The organism is Deltaproteobacteria bacterium, assembly GCA_016709225.1.
Classification (GTDB): Bacteria; Myxococcota_A; Polyangia; order Nannocystales; family Nannocystaceae; genus Xiheibacterium; species Xiheibacterium phototrophicum.
Window position 1 is genome coordinate 1,465,816 of record JADJEE010000002.1, and the last position, 19,880, is coordinate 1,485,695.

At 71.8% G+C, this 19,880-nt stretch carries 16 protein-coding genes; 9 read left to right on the top strand and 7 right to left on the bottom strand.

From position 1 onward, the window contains the following. Positions 1–88 precede the first annotated feature (88 nt). The gene (locus IPH07_20310) at positions 89–1,537 is read left to right on the top strand and encodes a c-type cytochrome (protein MBK6919750.1); all 1,449 of its coding nucleotides are present in this window, start codon (positions 89–91) and stop codon (positions 1,535–1,537) included. Between the two features lie 24 nt (positions 1,538–1,561). Continuing rightward, complete coding sequence (locus tag IPH07_20315; protein MBK6919751.1) at positions 1,562–2,302, top strand: hypothetical protein; 741 nt, start codon at positions 1,562–1,564, stop codon at positions 2,300–2,302. Between the two features lie 134 nt (positions 2,303–2,436). On the opposite strand, the gene IPH07_20320 is transcribed toward IPH07_20315, so the two are convergent. Then, the gene (locus tag IPH07_20320; GenBank protein MBK6919752.1) at positions 2,437–3,657 is read right to left on the bottom strand and encodes a hypothetical protein; all 1,221 of its coding nucleotides are present in this window, start codon (positions 3,655–3,657) and stop codon (positions 2,437–2,439) included. Positions 3,658–3,942: 285 nt separating this feature from the next. Here IPH07_20320 and IPH07_20325 point away from each other — a divergent pair, with 285 nt between their 5' ends. Beyond that, positions 3,943–4,770 (top strand): hypothetical protein, encoded by an 828-nt coding sequence (locus IPH07_20325; GenBank protein MBK6919753.1) that lies wholly within the window; start codon positions 3,943–3,945, stop codon positions 4,768–4,770. Positions 4,771–4,858: 88 nt separating this feature from the next. Here IPH07_20325 and IPH07_20330 read toward each other — a convergent pair whose 3' ends face one another. Continuing rightward, a complete protein-coding gene (locus tag IPH07_20330) occupies positions 4,859–5,224 on the bottom strand; it encodes a hypothetical protein (protein MBK6919754.1) in 366 nt (121 codons plus the stop codon). 256 nt (positions 5,225–5,480) lie between these two features. Here IPH07_20330 and IPH07_20335 point away from each other — a divergent pair, with 256 nt between their 5' ends. Both IPH07_20335 and IPH07_20340 read left to right on the top strand, forming a co-directional pair. Beyond that, positions 5,481–8,345: a serine/threonine protein kinase gene (locus IPH07_20335; protein ID MBK6919755.1), complete on the top strand. Its 2,865-nt coding sequence runs from the start codon at positions 5,481–5,483 to the stop codon at positions 8,343–8,345. 129 nt (positions 8,346–8,474) lie between these two features. Then, the gene (locus IPH07_20340) at positions 8,475–10,166 is read left to right on the top strand and encodes a fasciclin domain-containing protein (protein MBK6919756.1); all 1,692 of its coding nucleotides are present in this window, start codon (positions 8,475–8,477) and stop codon (positions 10,164–10,166) included. Between the two features lie 24 nt (positions 10,167–10,190). On the opposite strand, the gene IPH07_20345 is transcribed toward IPH07_20340, so the two are convergent. The 3 genes from IPH07_20345 to IPH07_20355 all read right to left on the bottom strand — a co-directional run bounded on the left by IPH07_20345 (position 10,191) and on the right by IPH07_20355 (position 13,196). Next, positions 10,191–10,754 (bottom strand): DUF615 domain-containing protein, encoded by a 564-nt coding sequence (locus tag IPH07_20345; GenBank protein MBK6919757.1) that lies wholly within the window; start codon positions 10,752–10,754, stop codon positions 10,191–10,193. Between the two features lie 168 nt (positions 10,755–10,922). After that, positions 10,923–11,756 carry a hypothetical protein gene (locus IPH07_20350; GenBank protein ID MBK6919758.1) on the bottom strand — a complete coding sequence of 278 codons (834 nt, stop codon included), beginning with the start codon at positions 11,754–11,756 and terminating at the stop codon, positions 10,923–10,925. 294 nt (positions 11,757–12,050) lie between these two features. Then, a complete protein-coding gene (locus tag IPH07_20355) occupies positions 12,051–13,196 on the bottom strand; it encodes a hypothetical protein (protein MBK6919759.1) in 1,146 nt (381 codons plus the stop codon). A 107-nt stretch (positions 13,197–13,303) separates the two neighbouring features. Between IPH07_20355 and IPH07_20360 the strand changes: the two genes are divergently transcribed. The 4 genes from IPH07_20360 to IPH07_20375 all read left to right on the top strand — a co-directional run bounded on the left by IPH07_20360 (position 13,304) and on the right by IPH07_20375 (position 17,767). Further along, complete coding sequence (locus IPH07_20360) at positions 13,304–14,212, top strand: LysR family transcriptional regulator (GenBank protein MBK6919760.1); 909 nt, start codon at positions 13,304–13,306, stop codon at positions 14,210–14,212. Between the two features lie 67 nt (positions 14,213–14,279). After that, positions 14,280–16,874, top strand: coding sequence for a hypothetical protein (locus IPH07_20365; protein MBK6919761.1), 2,595 nt, complete (start codon positions 14,280–14,282; stop codon positions 16,872–16,874). A gap of 156 nt (positions 16,875–17,030) precedes the next feature. Then, positions 17,031–17,456, top strand: coding sequence for a hypothetical protein (locus IPH07_20370; GenBank protein MBK6919762.1), 426 nt, complete (start codon positions 17,031–17,033; stop codon positions 17,454–17,456). Positions 17,457–17,584: 128 nt separating this feature from the next. Then, complete coding sequence (locus tag IPH07_20375) at positions 17,585–17,767, top strand: hypothetical protein (GenBank protein ID MBK6919763.1); 183 nt, start codon at positions 17,585–17,587, stop codon at positions 17,765–17,767. 30 nt (positions 17,768–17,797) lie between these two features. On the opposite strand, the gene IPH07_20380 is transcribed toward IPH07_20375, so the two are convergent. Beyond that, positions 17,798–18,742 carry a hypothetical protein gene (locus IPH07_20380; GenBank protein MBK6919764.1) on the bottom strand — a complete coding sequence of 315 codons (945 nt, stop codon included), beginning with the start codon at positions 18,740–18,742 and terminating at the stop codon, positions 17,798–17,800. A 50-nt stretch (positions 18,743–18,792) separates the two neighbouring features. Further along, entirely contained in the window at positions 18,793–19,827 is a 1,035-nt protein-coding gene (locus tag IPH07_20385; protein ID MBK6919765.1) for a hypothetical protein, read from the bottom strand. Positions 19,828–19,880: the final 53 nt, after the last annotated feature.

Sequence of the window (19,880 nt, forward strand, 5' to 3'; positions counted from 1 at the left end):
AGCGGCCGCCCGGAGACCCGCCGCCGGCGTCGCGCGTTCGTGCGACCATCGTCCCGCCGACGCGGGGCCCCGCGAACGCCGAGCTCCCATGCGAGTGCGCCTCACCCTCACCGTGCTGGTCGCCGCGGCCGTGTCGATGTCCGCGGGCGGCGGCGAGCCCTACCCGCGCGCAGTGCCCGAGGCGTCGCCGGCAGCGGTGGAACCCTTGCCCGTCGCCGACGCCCCGTGGAGCGACGCGCCGTGGAGTGACGCGTGGCTGCTGTCGTTCACCGACGCGTACCTGCACGACGGTGAGGCGCGCCGCGCCGCGGTGCTGCAGTCGCTGCGCAACCCCGACAACCTGTACGGCAAGCTGCGCGTCGCGTCGTATGCCCGCGTCGACACTGGCTGGGACGCGCTGCCGACGTGGAACCCACGAACGGTGGTGCTCACAGACGCCGAGCTCGAGACGCTGCAGGCGCGCGGCACCGTGCGCCTGCCCGACGACGCCGCGCCGCTGTGGGACGGCGAGACGCCCGACACCATGGCGCAGTGGGTCGCGCTCGGGCGCCGCGTGTTCTTCACCTACCCGTTGCGGCCCGAGGCCGCGGCCGCGCACGCGCTCGCGGTGGCCCGTGCCGACGCGATCGGGCTGCGCCGCGATCCCGCCGCCGGTGACGGTGGCGTGGTGCCGGGCGTGGTCGCGTTCGCCGACGTCGACGGCGACACCAAGGTCGGGATCACCTGCGCCCTGTGCCACACCGCGCTCGAGGACGGTGCGCTGGTCGTCGGCCGGGCACGGCGCGAGCTCGACTACGGCGCGATGCGCCTGGCGTGGCACCGTGATCTCGGCGACGCGATCGATCCGCGACTCGCCGCTCGACTCGCGAGCTGGGGCCCCGGCCGCGCCGACATCACCGAGGACGACGACGCCGATCCGGTCGCGATCCCCGATCTGTGGCGATTGCGATCGCTACGAGCCCTGACCCAGGCGGCGACCATCGTCCACGATCGCCGCGACGGCAGCGCCACGCCGCTGGTGCTCGCGATCCGCCAGGAGACCCAGTACATCCACGCCAACGGTGAGCGTACGCGGCCGCCCCGGGAGCTCGCGTGGGCGCTGGCGATGTTCCTGTACTCGCTCGACGCGCCGCCGATCGCCGACGCGGCGATCTCGGCAGGCGCTGGGGACGACGCCCGGATCGCCCGCGGCCGCGCGGTGTTCGAGGCCCACTGCCTCGACTGCCACGGCGACGAGGCCCGCAGCGGCGTGCCCGTGTCGGCGCGGCGTGTCGGCACCGATCCCGCGCTGGCGAACGGCACCTCGCGCGGCACCGGGCTGTACCGACCCGCGCCGCTGGTCGGCGTCACCGCGGCCGCGCCGTACCTGCACGACGGCAGCGTCGCGACGCTCGACGATCTGTTCGACCGCGCGCGCCTGCAGCCCGGGTTCGCCCGCGGCGCTCGGGGCCCTGGTGCGGTGCCCGGCCACGCCTACGGCACGAAGCTCTCCGCGCACGATCGCGACGCACTGGTCGCGTGGCTGCGCACGCAGTGATGCTCACACCCCGAGGAGACCGCCATGCGAACGACCACGATCCCCTGCCTCATCGCCCTTGCCCTCGCGGCGTGCACGTCGCTCGACGCGCGCGAGCCGAACCAGGCGCTCGCGCCGGCGAACACCACCGACACCGATCCCAAGCCCGAGGGCAAGACCGCCCCCAAGCCGAAGCCGCCCGAGCCGGTCGCGAGCGCGGTGCAGATCGCCATCGCCTCGGTGACGCTCGACGAGGACTGCCCCGATCCCGAGCCGGCGGCGAACCCGTCGCCGTCGACCCCGGCGGCGCGCAGCGAGGACGTGCCACCGCCTCCGCCGGCCAAGCGCTCGCCACCGATGCCGCCGCGTCCGGGCGAAGCGCCCTCGGCGGTGGCGTACCGCCGCGCGTGCCAGCCCTCGACGCTGCAGCTGCGCTTCACCAACACCGGCAAGGCCACCGCCGCGGTGCGCATCGCGACGATCCAGCTCCACGACGTGCGCGGCAAGGGCCTGCTCGCGTCCGTCGCCGCGCGGCTGCCTTCGGCGTTCAGCGATGCGGGCGCATACACGCCGTGGGACGAGCGGCTCGCCGCGGGCGCCGAGTTCCACGCCAGCTATCGACTCACGCCGCCCGACTGGTCCGCGGTCGAGGCCAAGCTCGGCGGCGGCACCTCGCGCGGCCGCGAGCTCGAGCTCGAGGTGACCTTCGAGATCGACGGCAAGCCGAGGACCGTGCGCTCGCCCGCCTTCAGCCGGCCGCCCGAGATCATCATGCCCCCGACGTGACGCCGGGCCGCGGGTCGATCCCGAGGCGCGCCGATCGTGGTCGTCCATCATCGCCCGCGCATCGTCACCGTCGAACACGGCCAGCGCCCGATGATGGCGCGGTCATCGGGCACCGCCAGTCCGGCGGCTGCGCGTCACCAGAACAGGTTGTAGTCGCCGGGCGCGGTCTGCATCTCCTCGAGCACGATGGTGTAGCGGCCAGCGGGCAACCACACCGCCTCGGCGTCGAAGTCGACCCGTCGTCCCAGGCCGAACTCATCGACCCCGCGCAGATAGAAGATCCCGTTGCTGGTGAGGTTGACGCCCGAAAATGGCGTGCCGGCAGGGGCCGACTGCGGGCACCCGAACGTCACCAGGTCCGTGTCGATCTCCACGCGCGTGTCCGTGGTCAGCTCGAACACCGCAGGGTCGCGGGTGTAGGTCAGATCCGAGGGGCCGCAACGCTTGCGAGCCTTGGCCTTCGGCGTGCGCGTACCGCCGAACTGGACGGCGGGTTGGGTGTTGCTCATGGTGCTGGACGAGCTCGACGAGGCACTCGAGCTGCTGCCCGTGAGCCGCGGTCCAGCGGTCTGCGTCGGGCACGTCGACGACGTCGCCGCGACGACTTTCAAGTCGAAGGTCTTCTCGGTGCGCCCCCACAGGCCGAGCGTGCCGTGGAAATCGCCGAGCGGGGCATCGGCGTCGACGCTGAGCATGTATTCGACGCACCCGGGCGCCTGACATGGTGACGCCGGGTGGGGTTGTCGACGTGTGGCCGTGATGCGGCCGTCGCTGAACGAGATGCGATCGGCGAGCGCGACGTTCTCACCCTGGATGATCAGATCGGACAGGCCGGTCTGGGTGCAGCTGGTCGACACCGCGCGATGGACCTCGCGGGACGACGATGCATCGACCCACACGCCGGAGATGCCGAATCGCGGGGTCGTCTTGTCTTTGCAGTCCTGGCGAGGATTGAACGTCACGGTCTGGAACTCGAACGTCGGACACTTTTGGGTGCCGCCGTCGTTGGTCCGACCCGCGGGACCGAGGCAGATGGTCTCGGCCTTGCAGAACTCAGCCGAGCCGAGCTTGTTCGAGATCTTGATCGAGCACTTGTCGTGGCTGCCGTTGGTGAACGCGAAGCCCGCAGTCCCCGACGGAACCGGCGCCGACGGCTTGGGGCCGTAGCCAGGTGGCCACTGGTTGCACGTCACGTCGCAGTAGGGGTCGCCCAGCGAGGCGACGACCTTGGTGACCTTCTTCGCAGTGGTCGGCAGCAGGTCGCACGCGTCGCGTGCGTCGGCTGTGCTGGCGGCCAACGAGATCGACACGGCGACGACGAACAGGGATGCAACGCGGATGAATGAGGACGACATCGTGGGCTCCCGACGCGGGCTCACAGCGGCGCGCGATCGCGCCGCTCGGCCTCGCTCGACTGGGATGGTTGCACGACCGCGGCGGATGTTGCGACGGGCGTCGCGATCCGGGCGTATCCGCCGAAGCGGCCCACGAGCACGCCGGCGTGCAATCCCGCGGCGGCTTCGCGGCGTCCATCCTGCTCGCGCTGCGCCGTCGTCGTCGCGCGTGACCGCAACACCTTGGCGCCATGTAGCGGTCCGCAGACGCTCGACCTCGCCCTCGACGGGTGCGACCCTGAAACGGTGCCCCGCGTCGATGGCTCTGCGGCCCTGCTCGCGCCGCTCGTGCTCGCCTGTTCGGCGCTGTTGCTCGCCTGCACGCCGCCCGCCCGCGTCGCGCGCCCCAAGCCCCCGGCGGCATCCCGCCCGCAACTCGTCGACGCCGCAGCGGGCGCGTCGCGAATCACCGTGCAGGTGCGAGATCACCAGGCCCGCGCGCCCGCGCCCTCGATCGCCGTCGACATGAGTTGCGGCGGCACCGAGGCGTTCGCGGCCACCGGCGACGACGGTCTCGCCACGTTCGTCGGCCTGCCGAACGGCGAGTGCGTGGTGGGGGTGCACGACCCGGCCGCGCGCCACGCGAGGCAACTGGTGCTGGTGGTGCCGCGAGGCGGCGAGGCGTTGTTGCAGCAGACGGTGTTCGCGGCATCACCACGCGTGGCACCGCGCGGCCCCGCGACGGCGCTCCCGCCCGATGTCGCACTGCGCGTGACGGCGAGCGGGTGTCTGGGGTCTTGCTTGTCGTACGAGCTCGACGTCGATGAGCACGGGCGCGTGCACGGGCGCGACGACGACACTGTCCACGACTGGCGGCTCGATCGCGCCACGCTCGCGCGCGCGCGCCGGCAGGCGCGACGCCTCGCCGACGGCCCGTCGTACGACGCCCAGGCCGCCACCGACGGGCGTTGGCGTCATGTGGCGGTACGCGTCGGCGACGCGGTCGCGTTCCAACACCAATACAGCCACGACTTCCGCCTGCCGCCGCGGGTGCGGGCGCTGGCGCGTCGGCTCGAGCGTACGCTGCGGATCCATCAGCACCTCGGTCGAACGAGCGAGCGCGACCGATCCTAGGAAGAGCACCTCGCCGCGGGCATCAGCGATGCGTTGCAGGTCATCTCGATCACATGCGAGCTGCACGAGTGATCGGCGCGGTCGAGACTCAGAAGTAGTGGGTGTACGGGGCCCGGAACGACGTGGCATCGTCGTCGGCGACCGCGAGCGACAGATCGATCTCGCGCCCCGCGTCGGTCGACAGGACGAGCACGTCGTCGACCCCGAGCGCGGGTGCGGTCACGCCGAGCGATCCCTGCACCGGCGAGCCGTCGAGCCACAAGCTCGCTTCGGGCGCGGCTTCGACGAAGCCGGGCAAGAACGCGACCTCGCCGGTGCGCGCGTCATAGTGGCCGACCACGTCGTGGATCCCTGCGACGACCACGGCCAGCCGTGCCTGATCGTCGTGGGTGGTGGATGCCGCGGCGCATGCCAGGGGCAGACCGAGGCCGAGGGCGAGAATCGAGCGAGGCATCGCGCACGAGGTTAGTCGCACGCGGCTCGACCGTCCAACCGTCGACGGCTCCGGCTCGGCCGCGCTACGCATGTCTCGCACGGGGTTGCGCAGTCCGGCGAGCTCGATCCCTGGTGGCAGCCGACGCAGGTGTTGTCGTTCACGCGGATGCGGCCATGGTTGCTGTTCGCGCGGCGGCGGCGGCGTCGCGCGTGACCGCAACCACGCGACTCTGGCATGCTCGGCGGCGCGCCGGCCCGGCGCTCGTAGCCAGCACGTGACCGCCGGATCCAACGAAGACACCGCCGCGGGCCCACCACTGGAGCGCACCCGGGTGCTGGGTGGCGACGACTCGCACGACCTCGCCGGCACCACCGACGGCGGCGAGCACTCGTCGAGCGACGCGCCACTGCAGCGCGGTCGGCTGGTCGGGCGCTACATCGTGCTCGAGCGGCTCGGCGCCGGTGGCATGGGCGTGGTCTACCGTGCCTTCGATCCGGACCTCGATCGCAGCGTCGCGCTGAAGCTCGTCACCGTCGATCGCGAACGCGGCGACGACGAGCGCAGCCGGCTGCTGCGCGAAGCCCAGGCGATGGCGCGACTGGCCCATCCCAACGTCATCCCGGTGTTCGACGTCGGCATCGAGGGCCAGCTGGTGTTCGTCGCGATGGAGCTCGTCGACGGCATGACGCTCGCGCAGTGGTGCCGCGCTGACCCCCGCAGCTGGCGCGAGATCCTCGCCTGCTTCGCGGAAGCGGGACAAGGGCTCGCGGCCGCCCACGCGGTCGGCCTCATCCACCGCGACTTCAAGCCCGACAACGTGATGGTCGGCGCGCAGCCGCAGCCGGGCCGGAGCTTCGGCCGCGTGCGGGTGCTCGACTTCGGCCTCGCGCGCCACGATGGCAGCACTGCCAACGTGGTGATCGATCGCGAGGCCAGCGCGGAGCTGCTGCGATCGAGCGGTGCACGCAAGGTCGCCATCCCCCTCGAGCACTCGATGACCGCCGACGGCGCGGTGATGGGCACGCCCGCGTACATGTCGCCCGAGCAACACCTCGGCGCCGAGGTCCAGGCCAGCTCGGATCAGTTCTCGTTCTGCGTCGCGCTATGGCAGGCGCTGTACGGCGCGCCGCCGTTCGCCGGCGACAGCCTGGTCGCGCTGGCGACGAACGTGCTGCAGGGGCGCCTGCGCGAGCCACCCGCGGGCACCAAGGTGCCGCGTCACGTCCACGCCGCGCTCGTGCGGGGGCTCGAGACCGACGAGCGTCGACGGCATCCATCGATGCTCGCGCTGCTCGAGGCGCTCGATCGCGATCGCACGCTGCGACGCCGTCGCGTGGCTGCGCTCGCGCTGGGCGGTACGGCGTTGCTGACCGCCGGCGTGATCGCAGGCAGCCGCATCGGCGGACGCATCCCGGTCGAGAGCAGGCCCGCGCCGTGCACCGGCAGCGAGGCAGTGATCGTGCAGACCTGGAACGACCCTCGCCGCGACGCGATCGCGCGGGCGTTCCGTAGCACCGGGCTCACCTACGGCCCCGCTGCTGCGCAGACCGTGACGGCGGCGATCGACGACTACACCGCGGCGTGGATCGACGCACGCACGGCGGCGTGCACGGCCACCCGCGTCACCGGCGAGCAGAGCGAAGCCGTGATGGATGTGCGCATGCGCTGCCTCGAGCGACGGCGCACCGAGCTGGACGCGCTGCTCGCAGGGCTCGTGGCCGCCGACGATGCCGCCGTCGAGCACTCGATCGACGCAGTGCACGGACTCGCGCGGCTCGAGCAGTGCAACGCGCCCGACGAGGCCGCCCCCGCGGCCCCCGACCGCGAGGCCGTCGCGATCACCGAGCGCGCCGAGCAGGCGCTCGCCTATGTCGCCAGCGCCGAGGCGTTGGGCCACTTCGCCGAGGCGCGCCTGCGACTGTCGCCGTGGGTCGTGACGGCCACGCTCGTGGATCATCCGCCGCTGACGGTGCAGATCGCGGGCTGGGAGGGCGCCCTCGCGGCGCGTCTCGGCCATCCCGACGACGCCATCGCGAGCTACCGCCGCGCGTTCGCGGCAGCACTCGCCGCCGACGATCCGCGACGCGCATCGGAGCTGGCGACGAACCTCACCCACGAGGTCGGCTTCGTGAAGGCCGATCGCGGCGGCGGCGAGACCTGGCTCGCGCTCGGGCGCGCACTGGTGCGCCGCAGCGGGGGCGACCCCGAGCGCGCGGCGCAGCTCGACAGCGCCGAGGGCAGCGTGCTGGTTGCGGCCGGCAGCTTCGAGGCCGCCTTGGTCGCCCACGGCCGTGCGCTGACCTACTGGAGTGCCCACGCCCCCGATGGCCTCGAGGTCGCGCGCGTGCTCGACGACATCGGCGCCGCGCTCGTGCGACTGGGTCGCTACGACGAGGCGATCGTCAACCACCGCCGCGCAATCGCGATCCGCACCGCACACTACGGCGAGCAGCACCCCATCGTCGCCGACTCGCTGCGCGAGCTGGGCAGCGCGCTCAGCCTCGCCGGCAAGCTCGACCTCGCGGTCGAGCCGCTCACGCAGGCGCTCGCGGCCACCCGCACGAGTCGCGGCCCGCGCAGCATCGCGGTCGCGACCTTGCTCGACGACCTCGGTCGCATCGCGCGTCGCAGCGGCGACCTCGAGCTCGCGCTGCAGCGACACCGCGAGGCGCTCTCGATCTGGGAGGAGCGCCTCGGCGATCCCCATCCCGACCTCGCGATCTCGCTGCTCAACGTCGGCTACACCCTGGTCGCAGCTGGGCGCCCCGGCGAGGCGGTGCCGATCGACGAGCGCGCGCTCGCGATGTTCGAGGCCACCGTAGGTGGCCAGCATCCGATGATCGTCTACGCCGGCAACGCGCTCGGCATGTCGCGGCTCGCCGCCGGCGATGCCGAGGGTGCTCGCATGGCGCTCGAGCAGGCGCTTGCGCTGCAGGGCAAGGTCGAAGTCGACCCGACCCTCTTCGGCGACACGCTCTTCGCGTTGGCCAAGGCACGCTGGCGCCTCGCCACCGACGCCCGCGCTCGCGCGGACGCACGAGCACTCGGCGAGCAGGCACGCGCGCTGTACGGCACCGATGCCGCGCAGTGGCAGCGGGAGATCGATGAGATCGACGCGTGGCTCGCCGCTCCACGCTGAGGCGACGAGCGCACCGCTACGCCCGTCGATCGTAGCGGCCGATCGGCCAGCTCGCACACCGGCTTCGATCATCGAGATCGCGATGCGATCGTCGTGATCAAAACGCGGCGACCCGGGCCTACCGCCGCCATGCAGACCAACCTTCATGCGAAGCGCCGGCGATCGGCGCGCGCCATCACCTCGCTGTGCGCCGGCGTCACGATTGTCTCCGGTTGCTACGCCTCTCACACGCTCCCGCTGGAGGGCGAGCGCTACGCCTGTCAGTGTCAATGGACTCAGCTGATCCCCCACGTGGACTGGGACTGCGACGAGGACGGCTGCCGACCAGAGCCCTGCGGTGGCACCGACTGCTTCGACGAGCTCGTCACCATGGGCGGGATCCGGCCGTGCACGACCTTCGAGGGCGATCCGACCGCCGTCTGCGAGGCCGCGTGCGCCGATCCCCGCTTCGCCCCCGACGTGACGACCGAGACCGAGGTCCTCTCCGCGTCCTATGCCTCCGTTGGTTGGTGCTCGACCCTCGACGATCCTCCACGCGAGTTCTTCTTTCCCGAGGTACCCGCCGACGCGGTGCGTCACGGCCACGTGGTCGCCGAGCTATCCACGCTCCAGCTGACGATCGACGGCATCGGCACGACCGCCGAGATCCACCCTGTCGATGGCACGCCGGTCACGATCCAGGGCGGCAACTGCGACGCCCCGCCCGGCTGTGAGCTGTCGATCAATGACATCCGCGTCGAGATCGCGGGCCCCGTCGACATCGCCGGTCACACCCTCGATGGCCTGGTGCTCACCAACGTGGAGTCGATGGTCACCAGCGCGCGGGTACTGCCGAATCCTGCCGCACCCGATGCTTGGGACCTGCTGGCGGACACACCCGAGCACAGCGAGCTGCCGCTGCAGTTCCTTGCCGGTCTCGATGGCGCCGAGAACTCGGGTCCCTTGGCGTGGCGGCGCCCGCTGGCCGCCCCCGACGACGGGCCCGGTGGTGCGTTCGATCTTCGTCGTGGCTCGCTCGATCCCCACATGACGTTCACCGGCGTGTTGCGGGACAGTGTCGCGCTCGACGACGGCTCGACGCTCGAGGTGACGCTCGACGCGGACATCTACGTGCGGTTCTTCTCGGGAGCGCCGGTTCCGCGGATGGCAGTGGTCGACACCGGCGTTGCGATGGGACCGCTGGTGCTCGACGGCAGCGGCACCTACGACGACCTCGGCGCACCTGCGAGTGACTTCCGTTGGTACCTGCTCGACGGAGAAGGCAACCGCGAGATCATCGCCCATGGCATTCGCGCTGTGTTGCCACGCGCGGTGATGGCTGAGCTCGATCCCGACAAGACGCGGCTGTGCCTGCGAGCCGCCGACGATGATGGTCTCTACGACGAGGTCTGTTCGGAACTCGCGCCCATCTCCGATCCGAGCGTGCCGCCGCCGGACTGCCGCGAGTCTGGCACCACGCTGACTGGTGCGTGGCGCTTCGGCGAGCTCGTGGAGTTCGCGGGGCTCGGCGGCTGGCTGGCCTCGAAGCAGGGCATCACGGTGCTGGTGCCCTCCGATGAGGCGATCGCGGCGCACTTCGGCAAGGACGGTCCCAAGGACGCCGAAGCGGCCGGCGAGTTCGTGCTCACCCACGTGCTGGAAGGTCGCCACTCTGCAAAGGACCTCCGCCAGGGCGCCGTCGATCTCTCGAAGAACCTCGCGGGCCTCAACGTGACCACCAAGCCCAGCGACGTGGCGGATGCGACCGAGCTTCCCGACGTCGACTGCTGGGACGGCGGCGGCGTCACCCATCGGGTCGCCATCACCCTCACGACGCCGTGAGCCGTCGAGCGCGACGGCGACGTGTCACGTCGCGTCGTCGTCGTCGGTCGATGCGTCCGGCTCGGCGCTGGCCTGCGCGCCCTCGCCGAGCGCACGGATCGCCCGCAACAGCTCACGCGCGGCGCCCTTGCCCCGCGGGCTCTCGGGCTCACGCACGGCCATGCGCACGTGCTGTCGCAGCGCCTGGACATCGGCGCTGGGGTGCGCGCGCACGAACGCCGTCATCGCGGGGTCGCCCTCCTTCAGCAGCCGCACGCGCCAGTGTTCGTAGCTCTGCTCGCGACGCGATCGCTCGCCGCGGCCGGTCTCGATCTCCCGCATGGCGGCTTCGATGGGTGCCAGGTCGGTGGCGCGCAGCAGCGAGCCGATGCGTCGAAGCTGGCGCGCGCGGGCGTTCTTGGTGAAGCCCTGGCACGCGCGCACGGCCTCGTCGAGCTCGGGCGTCAGCGGCACGCTCGCGAGCACCCCGGGCTTGAGTCCGATCAGGCGATTTGCGAGCAAGGCGATCGCTCGCATGCGCGCGGAGGTCTCGCGATGACTCGCACGCGACGAGTCGCCGGGTTCTTCGGGGTCGTCGTGCTCGGCCACGTGGGCGGCGAGGCTAGTCCCGTGGCACCCCTGATGTCTTGCGAAATCACACCGCCGGTGTGCTGCGGATGGCGGCGTTGTGAGGCGCTCGCCGCAGCCCCGGCTGCCGGGCGCGAGCTCGCGGGTGGCGAGGCGCCGACGCACACGCTGCCGTCGCCTGCGGTGGCATCACCCGCGATGGGCGCAGAGGATGCCCGCGCCGCGGTGATGGACGTGGTGCAGCGCCACCACGGTGTCGGCGTCGAGCACCGCCTCGTGCAGCGTGAGCGCATCATTGGGATCGAGGCCCCTGGACGCGAGGAACGTCGATGCTGCCTCGGAGCCGGGGCACGGCTCGAGCGGCAGCGCCAGCAGCGGCGCGGCCGGCAGCCACGTGCCGTCGATCGCGAGCGGCACGCTGCCCTGCTCCGCGAGGGCGACCGCGCCTCGCTGGGCGCGGGCGTGGCGAACGTCGACGCGCCAGGCCACGCACGGCCGACCGCTCAACGGCGCGCGCGTGCGGCTGTCCGCCGTCACGACGCCGGTACGTGTCACCTCGCCGACACGCGGCGAGGCCAGCTCGGGCAATCGCCAGCGCCACGGGCTGCGCATTCGCTCTGAATCGCGGAGCAACGCGATCAACCTGCGCGATGCCATCGCACAGCCGATGGCCCCGCCGACGATCGCCACCCCGAGCGGCGCACCGAGCAGCGCCGGCGTCAGCCCTCCGACCGCGAGGGCCAGCGTGCGCGCGCCGTCGGTCAGTCGTCGTCGTCGCGCACCGAGGTCGGCGAGCTCGAGCTCCCGCAGGTTCGCGGCCGCGGCCGCATCGCCGAGATCGAGCCACGCCGGACTGCCGCAGTGACGACACGGGTACGTTGGCGTACGCGTGCCCTCCGTGCGCATCGGATCACCGGCGCGCGGCCCGTCGTCGAGCCAACCGCAGCCCAGACAGATCCACGGGCACGGCATCGTGCATGCGCGCGCCCACACCGGTTGGTCGCACGTGAACTCGCTTCGCACGGCCGCGATTGAGCTCGCGAAGCTGACGGTTGACGTCCCTCGCCCACAACGCGATCGCCCCCGATGCTCCTCCCGCCATCTCCTGTCGCCCCTTCGCCGTTCGTGCCGGCGATGGGTCGACTGCCCGCGCCAGCCCACTGTTCCTGCGATCGAGCGGCGCGGCACGAGCGGTCGCTGCTGGAGCGATCGTCGGAATGCACGCGACCGCAGCACTCACGGCGACAGTCGCAGGCGGACGGTGCGACCGCCCTACGGCCCCGCAGCTGCAGCCGCGGGGCCGGGCGTACGCGGCGGCTACGGCAACGCCGCGCGCAGCAGTGCTGGCGCCGGCGCACCGCCGGCGAGGAACTCCCCGAGCGCGAAGCCGGTGACGACGAGCGCTCGCTCGCCGCCATCGTCGGTGATCGCGACGCTGGCGGGAAAGTCGAGCGGTGGGCCCTCGGCGAGCACCGCCACGTCGCCGTCGGCGGTGACGCGAACGATGCGGTTGCTGCGGTTGACGGCCGCGATCACGCTGCCGTCGTCGTCGAGCACGATGCCGTCGAGGCCCGCGAGCTCGCAGTCCGGCCCCGCGACGGTCTCGGGCAGGCCGGCGCTGCCGTCGGGCTCGATGGGCACGCGCACGACCACCCCCTGGTCGCCACCGACCACCCACAGCACATCACCATCGCGCGCGATGCCGTTGGCCCCAACCGCGATGTCACTGGTGCCGCCGCAGTTGCTCGCATCACCCTCCAGCGAGGCCAGCTGCAGCCACGGCGTCGCGAGGCCGTCGGCATCGATCTCGAACACGCCGCCGTAGACGGAGTCGGTCACGAGCAGGGTATCCGCGGCCGACCACGCGAAGCCGTTGGGGAACACCATCGCGGGATCACTGGCCCACAACACCGCGTCGCCGCCCTCGGCGGGCGCACGGTAGATGCCGGCCGCGAGCTCGGCGGTGAACGAGACCACCGCGGCGTAGATCTGGCCGTCGCCGTCGGTGGTGATGCCGGTGACGAAGCTCGTGTTCGGCGGCGGCGGCGGGGTCGTGGCCACCACGGAACGAGCGCCGTCAGCGAGCGTGATGCGCTCGATCGCGCCCGTGAACGCGAAGCCGACCAGCGCGTCGCCGCCGTCGATCGCGAGCCCCTCGGGCAGCTCGAACGCGGCGGGATCGAACACCACCACCGGCTCGAGCTCGAGCGGTGCGCCCCCGCCGGTCGAGCCCGAGTCCGAGCCGCCGTCACTCGAAGCGCCGTCGGTGCTGCCGCCATCGGTACTGCCGGTGCCGTCGGTGCTCATCGTGGTCGTCGCGGTGGTCGTGGTGTCCGCGCCGGTGCTGCCGCTGGTGTCCGCGCCGGTGCTGCTGCCGACGTCGTCGTCCTGGGGGTCGTCGGTGGTGCAGGCGCCCATCACGGGCAGGAGCGAGAAGAATGCATGGGCAATGGTGTGTCGCATGGTCGTGGTCCCTCTGGTGGGCCCCAAGCTGCGGCCGCCCAGGCATGAATCCAAATGCAAGATACTCAGGCCCATACCTGCACCGCATGCAGGTATGCTCGGCCAGCATGGAACGCAGCCAACTCGCCGCGCTCGACACCAACCTGCTCGTGGCCCTCGACGCGCTGCTGCAGACTCGTCACGTCGAGCGTGCGGCGAGGCGGCTGTCGGTCAGCCCGTCGGCGATGAGTCACACGCTGGCCCGCCTGCGCGCGCTGCTCGACGACCCCATCCTCGTTCGCGTCGGACGCCAGATGGCCGCGACCGCGCGCGCGCAGGCGTTGGCAGTGCCCCTGCGCGACGGCCTCGCCCTGCTCGAGCGCGTGGTCGCAGCGCCCAAGCGGTTCGATCCCGCCGCCGAGCGTCGCCCGCTGCGGCTCGCGGCGGTGGACTTCGCCCAGGCTCTGGTGGTGCCGCCGCTGCACCGCGCGCTGCAGCGGGAAGCCCCGAGCGTCGATCTGGTGGTGTTGCCGTTCCAGCCTGCGTCCGCGGCCGCGCTCGCCCGCGACGAGATCGATCTCGGCATCTCGGGCTCGCGCACGGTGACCGGCCTGCGCAGCCGCGAGATCCACCGCGAGCCCTTCGTGTGCGTGCTGCGGCGCGGGCATCCCGCCCTGCGCACGCGCCTCACCGTCAAGCGCTTCGCAGCGCTCGACCACGTGCTCATCTCGCCGGCCGGCAAGGTCATCGGCTCGGTCGGCCTCGCGCTGCGCAAGCGAGGCCTGCGGCGTCGCATCGCCGCGGTGGTGCCGAGCTTCCACGTCGCGGCCGAGATCGTCGCGGGCTCCGACGCCGTGTTGACGTGCGGCCAGCGATCCGCGGAGTCCGTGCGACGCTACCTCGCGCTCGAGGTGGTCGCGCCGCCGCTGCCGATCGAGGGCTTCCCGGTGTCGATGTTCTGGCACGAGCGACACGAGCACGACCCGTTCCTGGCGTGGGCGCGCGAGCAGGTCGCCGCTGCGGCGGGGATGCGATGAGATCGCGTGCGACAGCTCGCGTCGGTGCGAGGCAACCGCCGCGCATCCCGGGCATCATGGGCGTCCCATGCATCGCGGCTGCGCACGGCTCCACGGTTCGATTCCGCTCCTGTTGGCCCTCGCGGCCTGCCGCAACGACTCGAGCGCCGCCGATGGCTCGGGCGACGACAGCACTGGTGCCGACACCACGGGGGGCTCCGGGTCGGGGACCCTGTCGACCACGACCAGCCCCGCCGACAGCAGTGACGGCGGCACCACCGGGGTCGATCCCGGGACACCCCAGATCCTGCTGCACTTCGGCGACGACGTCTCGACCACCGTGCGCGCCCGCGTCGTCGAGCACATCGAAGCCGTGGCCGATCGTCCCGTGGTCGAGCTCGACGCCGGCGACAGCATCGACGACGTGCATCCCGACAGCTGGGTGCTGGGCTTTGGCGACAACAGCTCGACGCGCGCGCTGATCAGCGCCGACGAGCTCGCCGGCGTACCCAGCGAAGGCTTCATCCTGCGCTCGGGCACGGTGGCCGGCGCCGCGGCGTTGGTGACCGACGGCGCCGCGATCGATCCCGATCCGTTCGGACACGCCGAGCTCGGGCTCGGCTACGGCAGCTATGCACTGCTCGAGTCGCTGGGCTTCGCGTTCCTCCACCCGCTGGCACCGACGCGCCCCGCGGCGCTGCCGGACACGCTGCCGAGCATCGACCGCACCGATGCGCCGCGATGGCCGATTCGCGGCGTGCAGCTGCACACCATGCACCCGCTCGAGCTGACCGAGATGCTGCAGGGCTGGGGCCCCGGTGGCCCCGACGACTTCGCCGGCTGGCAGGCGAGCCTTGGCGAGTGGGACGCGTTCCTCGAGTGGATGCTCGCAAACCGACAGAACCGCGTGCACTGGCTGCTGCTGTACTCGGAGGGCTGGGCGACCTTCGCCGACAGCGACGAGCGACGCGGCCGGCTGCAGACGATGGTCGAGCGCGCCCACGCGTTCGGCATCTGGGTCGGCGTCGACGTGCCGATCCGCCTGCACCAGCAGAACACCTGGCGGCTGGTGCGAACCGACTCGGGCGTGCTCGACGAGGAGCTCGCCGAGCTGCGCGATCGGGTCGACTGGCTGATGGCGGCGCAGTTCGACTACCTCGCCACCGAGAGCGGCACCACCGAGTTCACCGCGCCCGACGACACCCGCATGGTCGCGTGGATGGACGAGCTCGCGCGCCACCTCGACGAGGCCCACGGCCGCACCGCGCTCATCAAGATCCACACGTCGAGCGGCCAGACCGTCGCCAACTACACCGACCCGGACACCGGCGAGCCGCTCAACTTCAACTTCCTGCCCCACTACGCCGATGCGCGGCTCGGCATCATGCCGCACACCGTGCAGCACTACGCGGTCGACGATCCGGCGCCGACCTACGGCAACACCGACTTCGCGTTCATGTTCGAGTTCCTCGCCGAGGAGGCCGGCCGACGCACGGTGGTGTGGCACCCGGAGGCCGCGTACTGGGTGAGCTTCGACGTCGACGTGCCGCTGCTGTTGCCGGTGTACGCCGAGCGACGCCTGCACGACGCGCGGCTCATCGCACAGGCCGAGGACGCCGGCCTCACTGGCTGCGACGAGCACGCTGGCGCGCCCATCGACGGCCAGCTCACCTTCTCGAGCGGCTGGGAGTGGGGCTATTGGGTGCAAGAGGTCGTCGCCGCCCGAGCGGCATGGAACCCTCGCACCGATCTCGACGACGACGCGGCGTTGTTCGCCGCGCTCGAGCCCATCGTGCAGCCGTTCGGCACCGTCGGGCCCCAGGTCGCGTCGCTGTTGGTGCAGCTGTCCAAGGCCGAGCACGAGCTCCTGATCGAAGGCCGCGTGAATGGCACGGCGCCGTCGGACATCGTGCGACGCAATGGGCAGGCCTACCTGCAGGGCTGGGAGCCCTTCGACGACCTCACCGATCTCGGGCAGGACATCCCCGGCATCAGCTTCACGATGACCCAGCCCGAGAAGCTCGGCCTGGTCGAGATGCGCAACCCGCTGCACTCACCGCCGGCCTACTCGTCGCAGCTCGATCCGCTGCTGGCCGAGATGGAGACCCGCTTCGGTGACATCGCCGACCAGCTCGAAGAACTCGCGCCCGAGATCCCGAGCGAGGCCGCGCCGCTGTTCGCCGATCTCGCCGTCGGTGCGCGCATGACCGCCCTGCGTGCCCGTCAGGTGCATGCGCTCTACAACTACGTCGACGGCATCTACGACCAGGACGATGCCGAGCTCGCGGCGCGGCTGCAGGTCGCCCGCGACGCCCTCGACGACGCGCAAGCGCTGGTGCTGGCCCACGAGGCCAACTATCGCGTCGACCCCGATCGCATCGCCGCGTGGCGACCGAACCCGACCGCCTACGATTTCACGTACCTGTGGACCGCGCGCTCGCTCTACTTCTGGTGGCGCGACGAGGCCAAGGCCGTGCTGGCACCGGCCAACCCCTGCTACCTCAACATCATCGATCCGGTGCTGGTCGGCTTCGGCGAAGGCATGCTCACCGACGCCTCCTCGGCGCTCGCGACCGTGTTCGATGCGATCCCGGGCCTCGGTGCGGTGGCGCAGTGCCTCGCCGTGCAGGACGACGCACCGGGCGGGGGGCCCGTGCTGCCGCCACCGGGGCTGCGCGAATGAGGCGTTGGGGTGTCGACGGCGGCCGGCCACTTCGTGCTCGCGAGCCTCGGCGCGTGGCCCGACGGCTCCATCACACGCTCGCCGAGGCGCAGAAACACGACCTCGGGTACTGACGGGATCGCGTCGTGACGTTCGTCGACGTTCCCCGGACTGACGGTGACGCTCAGGGCATCGACGAGCGTCGACGCGCTCGCCCCCTCGTGGGTTCTGCGCCACAGTGGGGGCGGCATCTTCGGTGTGGGCGAGCGCGGGCTGTGGGTCGGCAGCGGTCCCGACGACGATCTCCGCATCGCCGACTGTCCCCCTCGCTCCGCGCGGTTCCACGTCGCGCACGGCAAGTTGCTGTTGGAGGCTCACGTCGCGCTGTCGGTATCGTCGCGCCACGCCGAGCTGGTGCGACTGGCCGGCGGCGCGGAGCACCGACTCGCGCGCGGCAACGTCGTGCACCTGGGTCGCGCGCAGATCGCTAGCGGCGCGAGCGTGTCGGCGTCAGGACTGCACGAACAAGCAGCGAGATCGCTGCCTTCGAAGCGATCTCCAACCCGAGATCTCGCGTCGCCGCGAGCGGTCGCCGAGATCTGATCGGAGATCGGATCGAGCCAAGATTCGACGTCGGGATCGCAGATCGGCGCTGCGATGCAGATCTCGGAGGATCTGTGCGAAGCGCGACGATGGATCCGATCTCCCTGATCGCGGTACCTCGATCTGCGATGCGTCTGACGACCCTGATGGACATCTTGGAGCGCGAGATCGGTGCCTCGCCCTCGGCCCGATCGAAGCTTGCCCAGCTCGTGGCCGAGCGTGGACAGCAGGAGAAGGCCGGCAAGGCCGGCAGCGTGCGCGTGACCAGCGAGGCCCGCCCCGACGGCCGCGCCTCGCGGTCGAAGCGATAGCGGGCGCCCTGCACGGGCGCTGCGCGGCCGCTACCGCGGTACCAGCCGGGCAGCGTCGCCATCGAAGCCGCGCAGCTCGAACACCCGCTGCTGACCGCCGTACAGCACGACCACCAGCTGGCCGTCGTCGTCGACCCACAGATCCTCGTGGGACTTCGCGAGCCGCACGCGCTGAACGACCTCGCCGTCGCTGCGCCGCACGAGCACGAGCACGTCGCGCTCGGCGGTGAAGCCATAGCCGCTGACGATCCAGTCGCCGAGCACGAGGAAGCGGTTGTTCGAGACCAGGTTTGCGCTGCGCCAGCGCAGCTCGCCGCTGGTGGCGTCGACCGCGACCAGCGCGGAGCAGCGGCCCCGCGCCTCGGCGGCGTAGCTCTGACAGGCCTCGTTGAAGTAGACGACGCCGCCCGCGACGCGGAGGTCCTGCACCTCGAGGTGATCGGGCCGCGAGAGGTAGCGATCGAGGTCGAGCCGGAAGCGCTCCTCGCCGCAGCGGGAGAAGCCGCGCACCACGAAGGTGCAGTTGCGGGCATCGCTGCCGCCACAGCGGCCGCGGTCGTACGGCTCGCGGTAGAGCGCGACGTAGTCGTCACCATCGCGTTCGAGCAGGAACAGCTCCGCGCCGTCGGTCATCAGCGGGACGAACTGCGGCACGTTGGGTCCGACCCACGTGCGCGCCATGCCGTTCGCGAGTCCACCCTCGACGTGCGTGCGCAGGCGGCCGCGGAACTCGCGTTGCGCGGGCGGGTCCGGTGGTGCGTGCACGGTGAGATCACCGTCGTGGCGCTCGAGCTGGGCAACCTCGGCGTTGCACTCGTCGGCCGCCGTGGTCGCGACCGGGGGCGGCAGTGCGGCGGGCACCGGCGCAGGCATCGACGGCTGCGGGGGCGCAGGGGCCACCGACACGAGCGCGAGACCCTGCGAGCGACAGCCGAGCAGGAACAGTGCGGCGAACCACAGCGACCGCGACGACACGCCCGCAGCGTAGCAGAGCCCGCTGGCCGCGATCCTGGAGCGCGACGCCGTCAGTCGAACGAGATCTGCGCGGCGACCAACGCGTGGTCGGTGCGGACCGAGGGCGGCGGGGTGCTGGCGACCGAGTGGCCGGCATCGAGGAGGTGTTGGTTGAGCACCCGGACGTTGCGGACCCGACCGATGCGGTTGGGATTGCGCCGCTGCAGCTGCTCGCTGACCAAGACGTGATCGAGCAGCTGCGCGCGCCCATCGAACACGTGCGAGTACTCGTCGGGGTCGCAGTCGCCTCCGTCGTCGAGCTCGTTGGCGCTGTGGAGCAGGCGTTCGCCGGCCTCGATGTCGCCGAGCCGTGCGGCGACCGGCCCCGCCACCAGCTGGGTGGTCGTCGACCACAGCGTGTCGTTGAAGCAGCCCAGCACGATGACCGGCTGCTCACTGGTCTCGAGCTGCTCGACCACCAGGGCCCGCAGCGCGACCGCCTCGGCGGTGCGCACCACGTGCGCCCGCGCGGCCGCCAACGCGACGCCGACCGGGTGAGAGCGATCGACGCCATCGTCGAAGCGGCCGCGTCGCGAGTGCAGATGCGCGACGAAGACCGTCACCGCCGCGCCGCCGTGCAGCCGCAGCGTGGCCCGCAGCATCGCGCGACCGAAGCGTCGCAGGTGCGCAGGGTCGCCGTCGGCGAGCTCGCAGACCCCCGCGCGGACGCTGGCCGGGAAGTCCACGATGGCTTCGGCGTCGACGATCTCCACGCGTGTGACCAGTGCGTTGTGGGGTCCGCCGACGAACGCCACGCCATCGTCGTGGTGGGGCACCTCGGCGTCGAGGCCGGGCGCGAAGACCTCGGCCCCCCGGAGCTTCGACGCATGCAGCACGTCGTCGAGGGCCTGACGGCTGTGGCGCTCCTGCAGACCCAACACGTCGAGCGGCCCTTCGTCGAGCATGTGGGCCAGCCACGCCACCTTGGCGCCGTAGCTGCCGCGGTCGTAGCCCGGCCACGTGGGCGTCTGCAGCAGACGCTGTCCCGCATGGCACAGTGTCTCTGCGTTGAGGGTCCCGACCCAGAAGCGTCCGATCGCGGCCATCGCGTGCGCTTCGTAGTCGTGCGGGGCGGCAGTTCGATCCCTGGTGCCCCGCT

Excerpts from the sequence above, each read along its gene's own strand:
- IPH07_20340 (MBK6919756.1), top strand. The coding sequence starts at position 8,475 with ATGCAGACCAACCTTCATGCGAAGCGCCGGCGATCGGCGCGCGCCATC.
- IPH07_20375 (MBK6919763.1), top strand. The coding sequence starts at position 17,585 with ATGCGTCTGACGACCCTGATGGACATCTTGGAGCGCGAGATCGGTGCC.
- IPH07_20310 (MBK6919750.1), top strand. The coding sequence starts at position 89 with ATGCGAGTGCGCCTCACCCTCACCGTGCTGGTCGCCGCGGCCGTGTCG.
- IPH07_20315 (MBK6919751.1), top strand. The coding sequence starts at position 1,562 with ATGCGAACGACCACGATCCCCTGCCTCATCGCCCTTGCCCTCGCGGCG.
- IPH07_20385 (MBK6919765.1), bottom strand. The coding sequence starts at position 19,827 with ATGGCCGCGATCGGACGCTTCTGGGTCGGGACCCTCAACGCAGAGACA.
- IPH07_20365 (MBK6919761.1), top strand. The coding sequence starts at position 14,280 with ATGCATCGCGGCTGCGCACGGCTCCACGGTTCGATTCCGCTCCTGTTG.
- IPH07_20360 (MBK6919760.1), top strand. The coding sequence starts at position 13,304 with ATGGAACGCAGCCAACTCGCCGCGCTCGACACCAACCTGCTCGTGGCC.
- IPH07_20330 (MBK6919754.1), bottom strand. The coding sequence starts at position 5,224 with ATGCCTCGCTCGATTCTCGCCCTCGGCCTCGGTCTGCCCCTGGCATGC.
- IPH07_20355 (MBK6919759.1), bottom strand. The coding sequence starts at position 13,196 with ATGCGACACACCATTGCCCATGCATTCTTCTCGCTCCTGCCCGTGATG.
- IPH07_20320 (MBK6919752.1), bottom strand. The coding sequence starts at position 3,657 with ATGTCGTCCTCATTCATCCGCGTTGCATCCCTGTTCGTCGTCGCCGTG.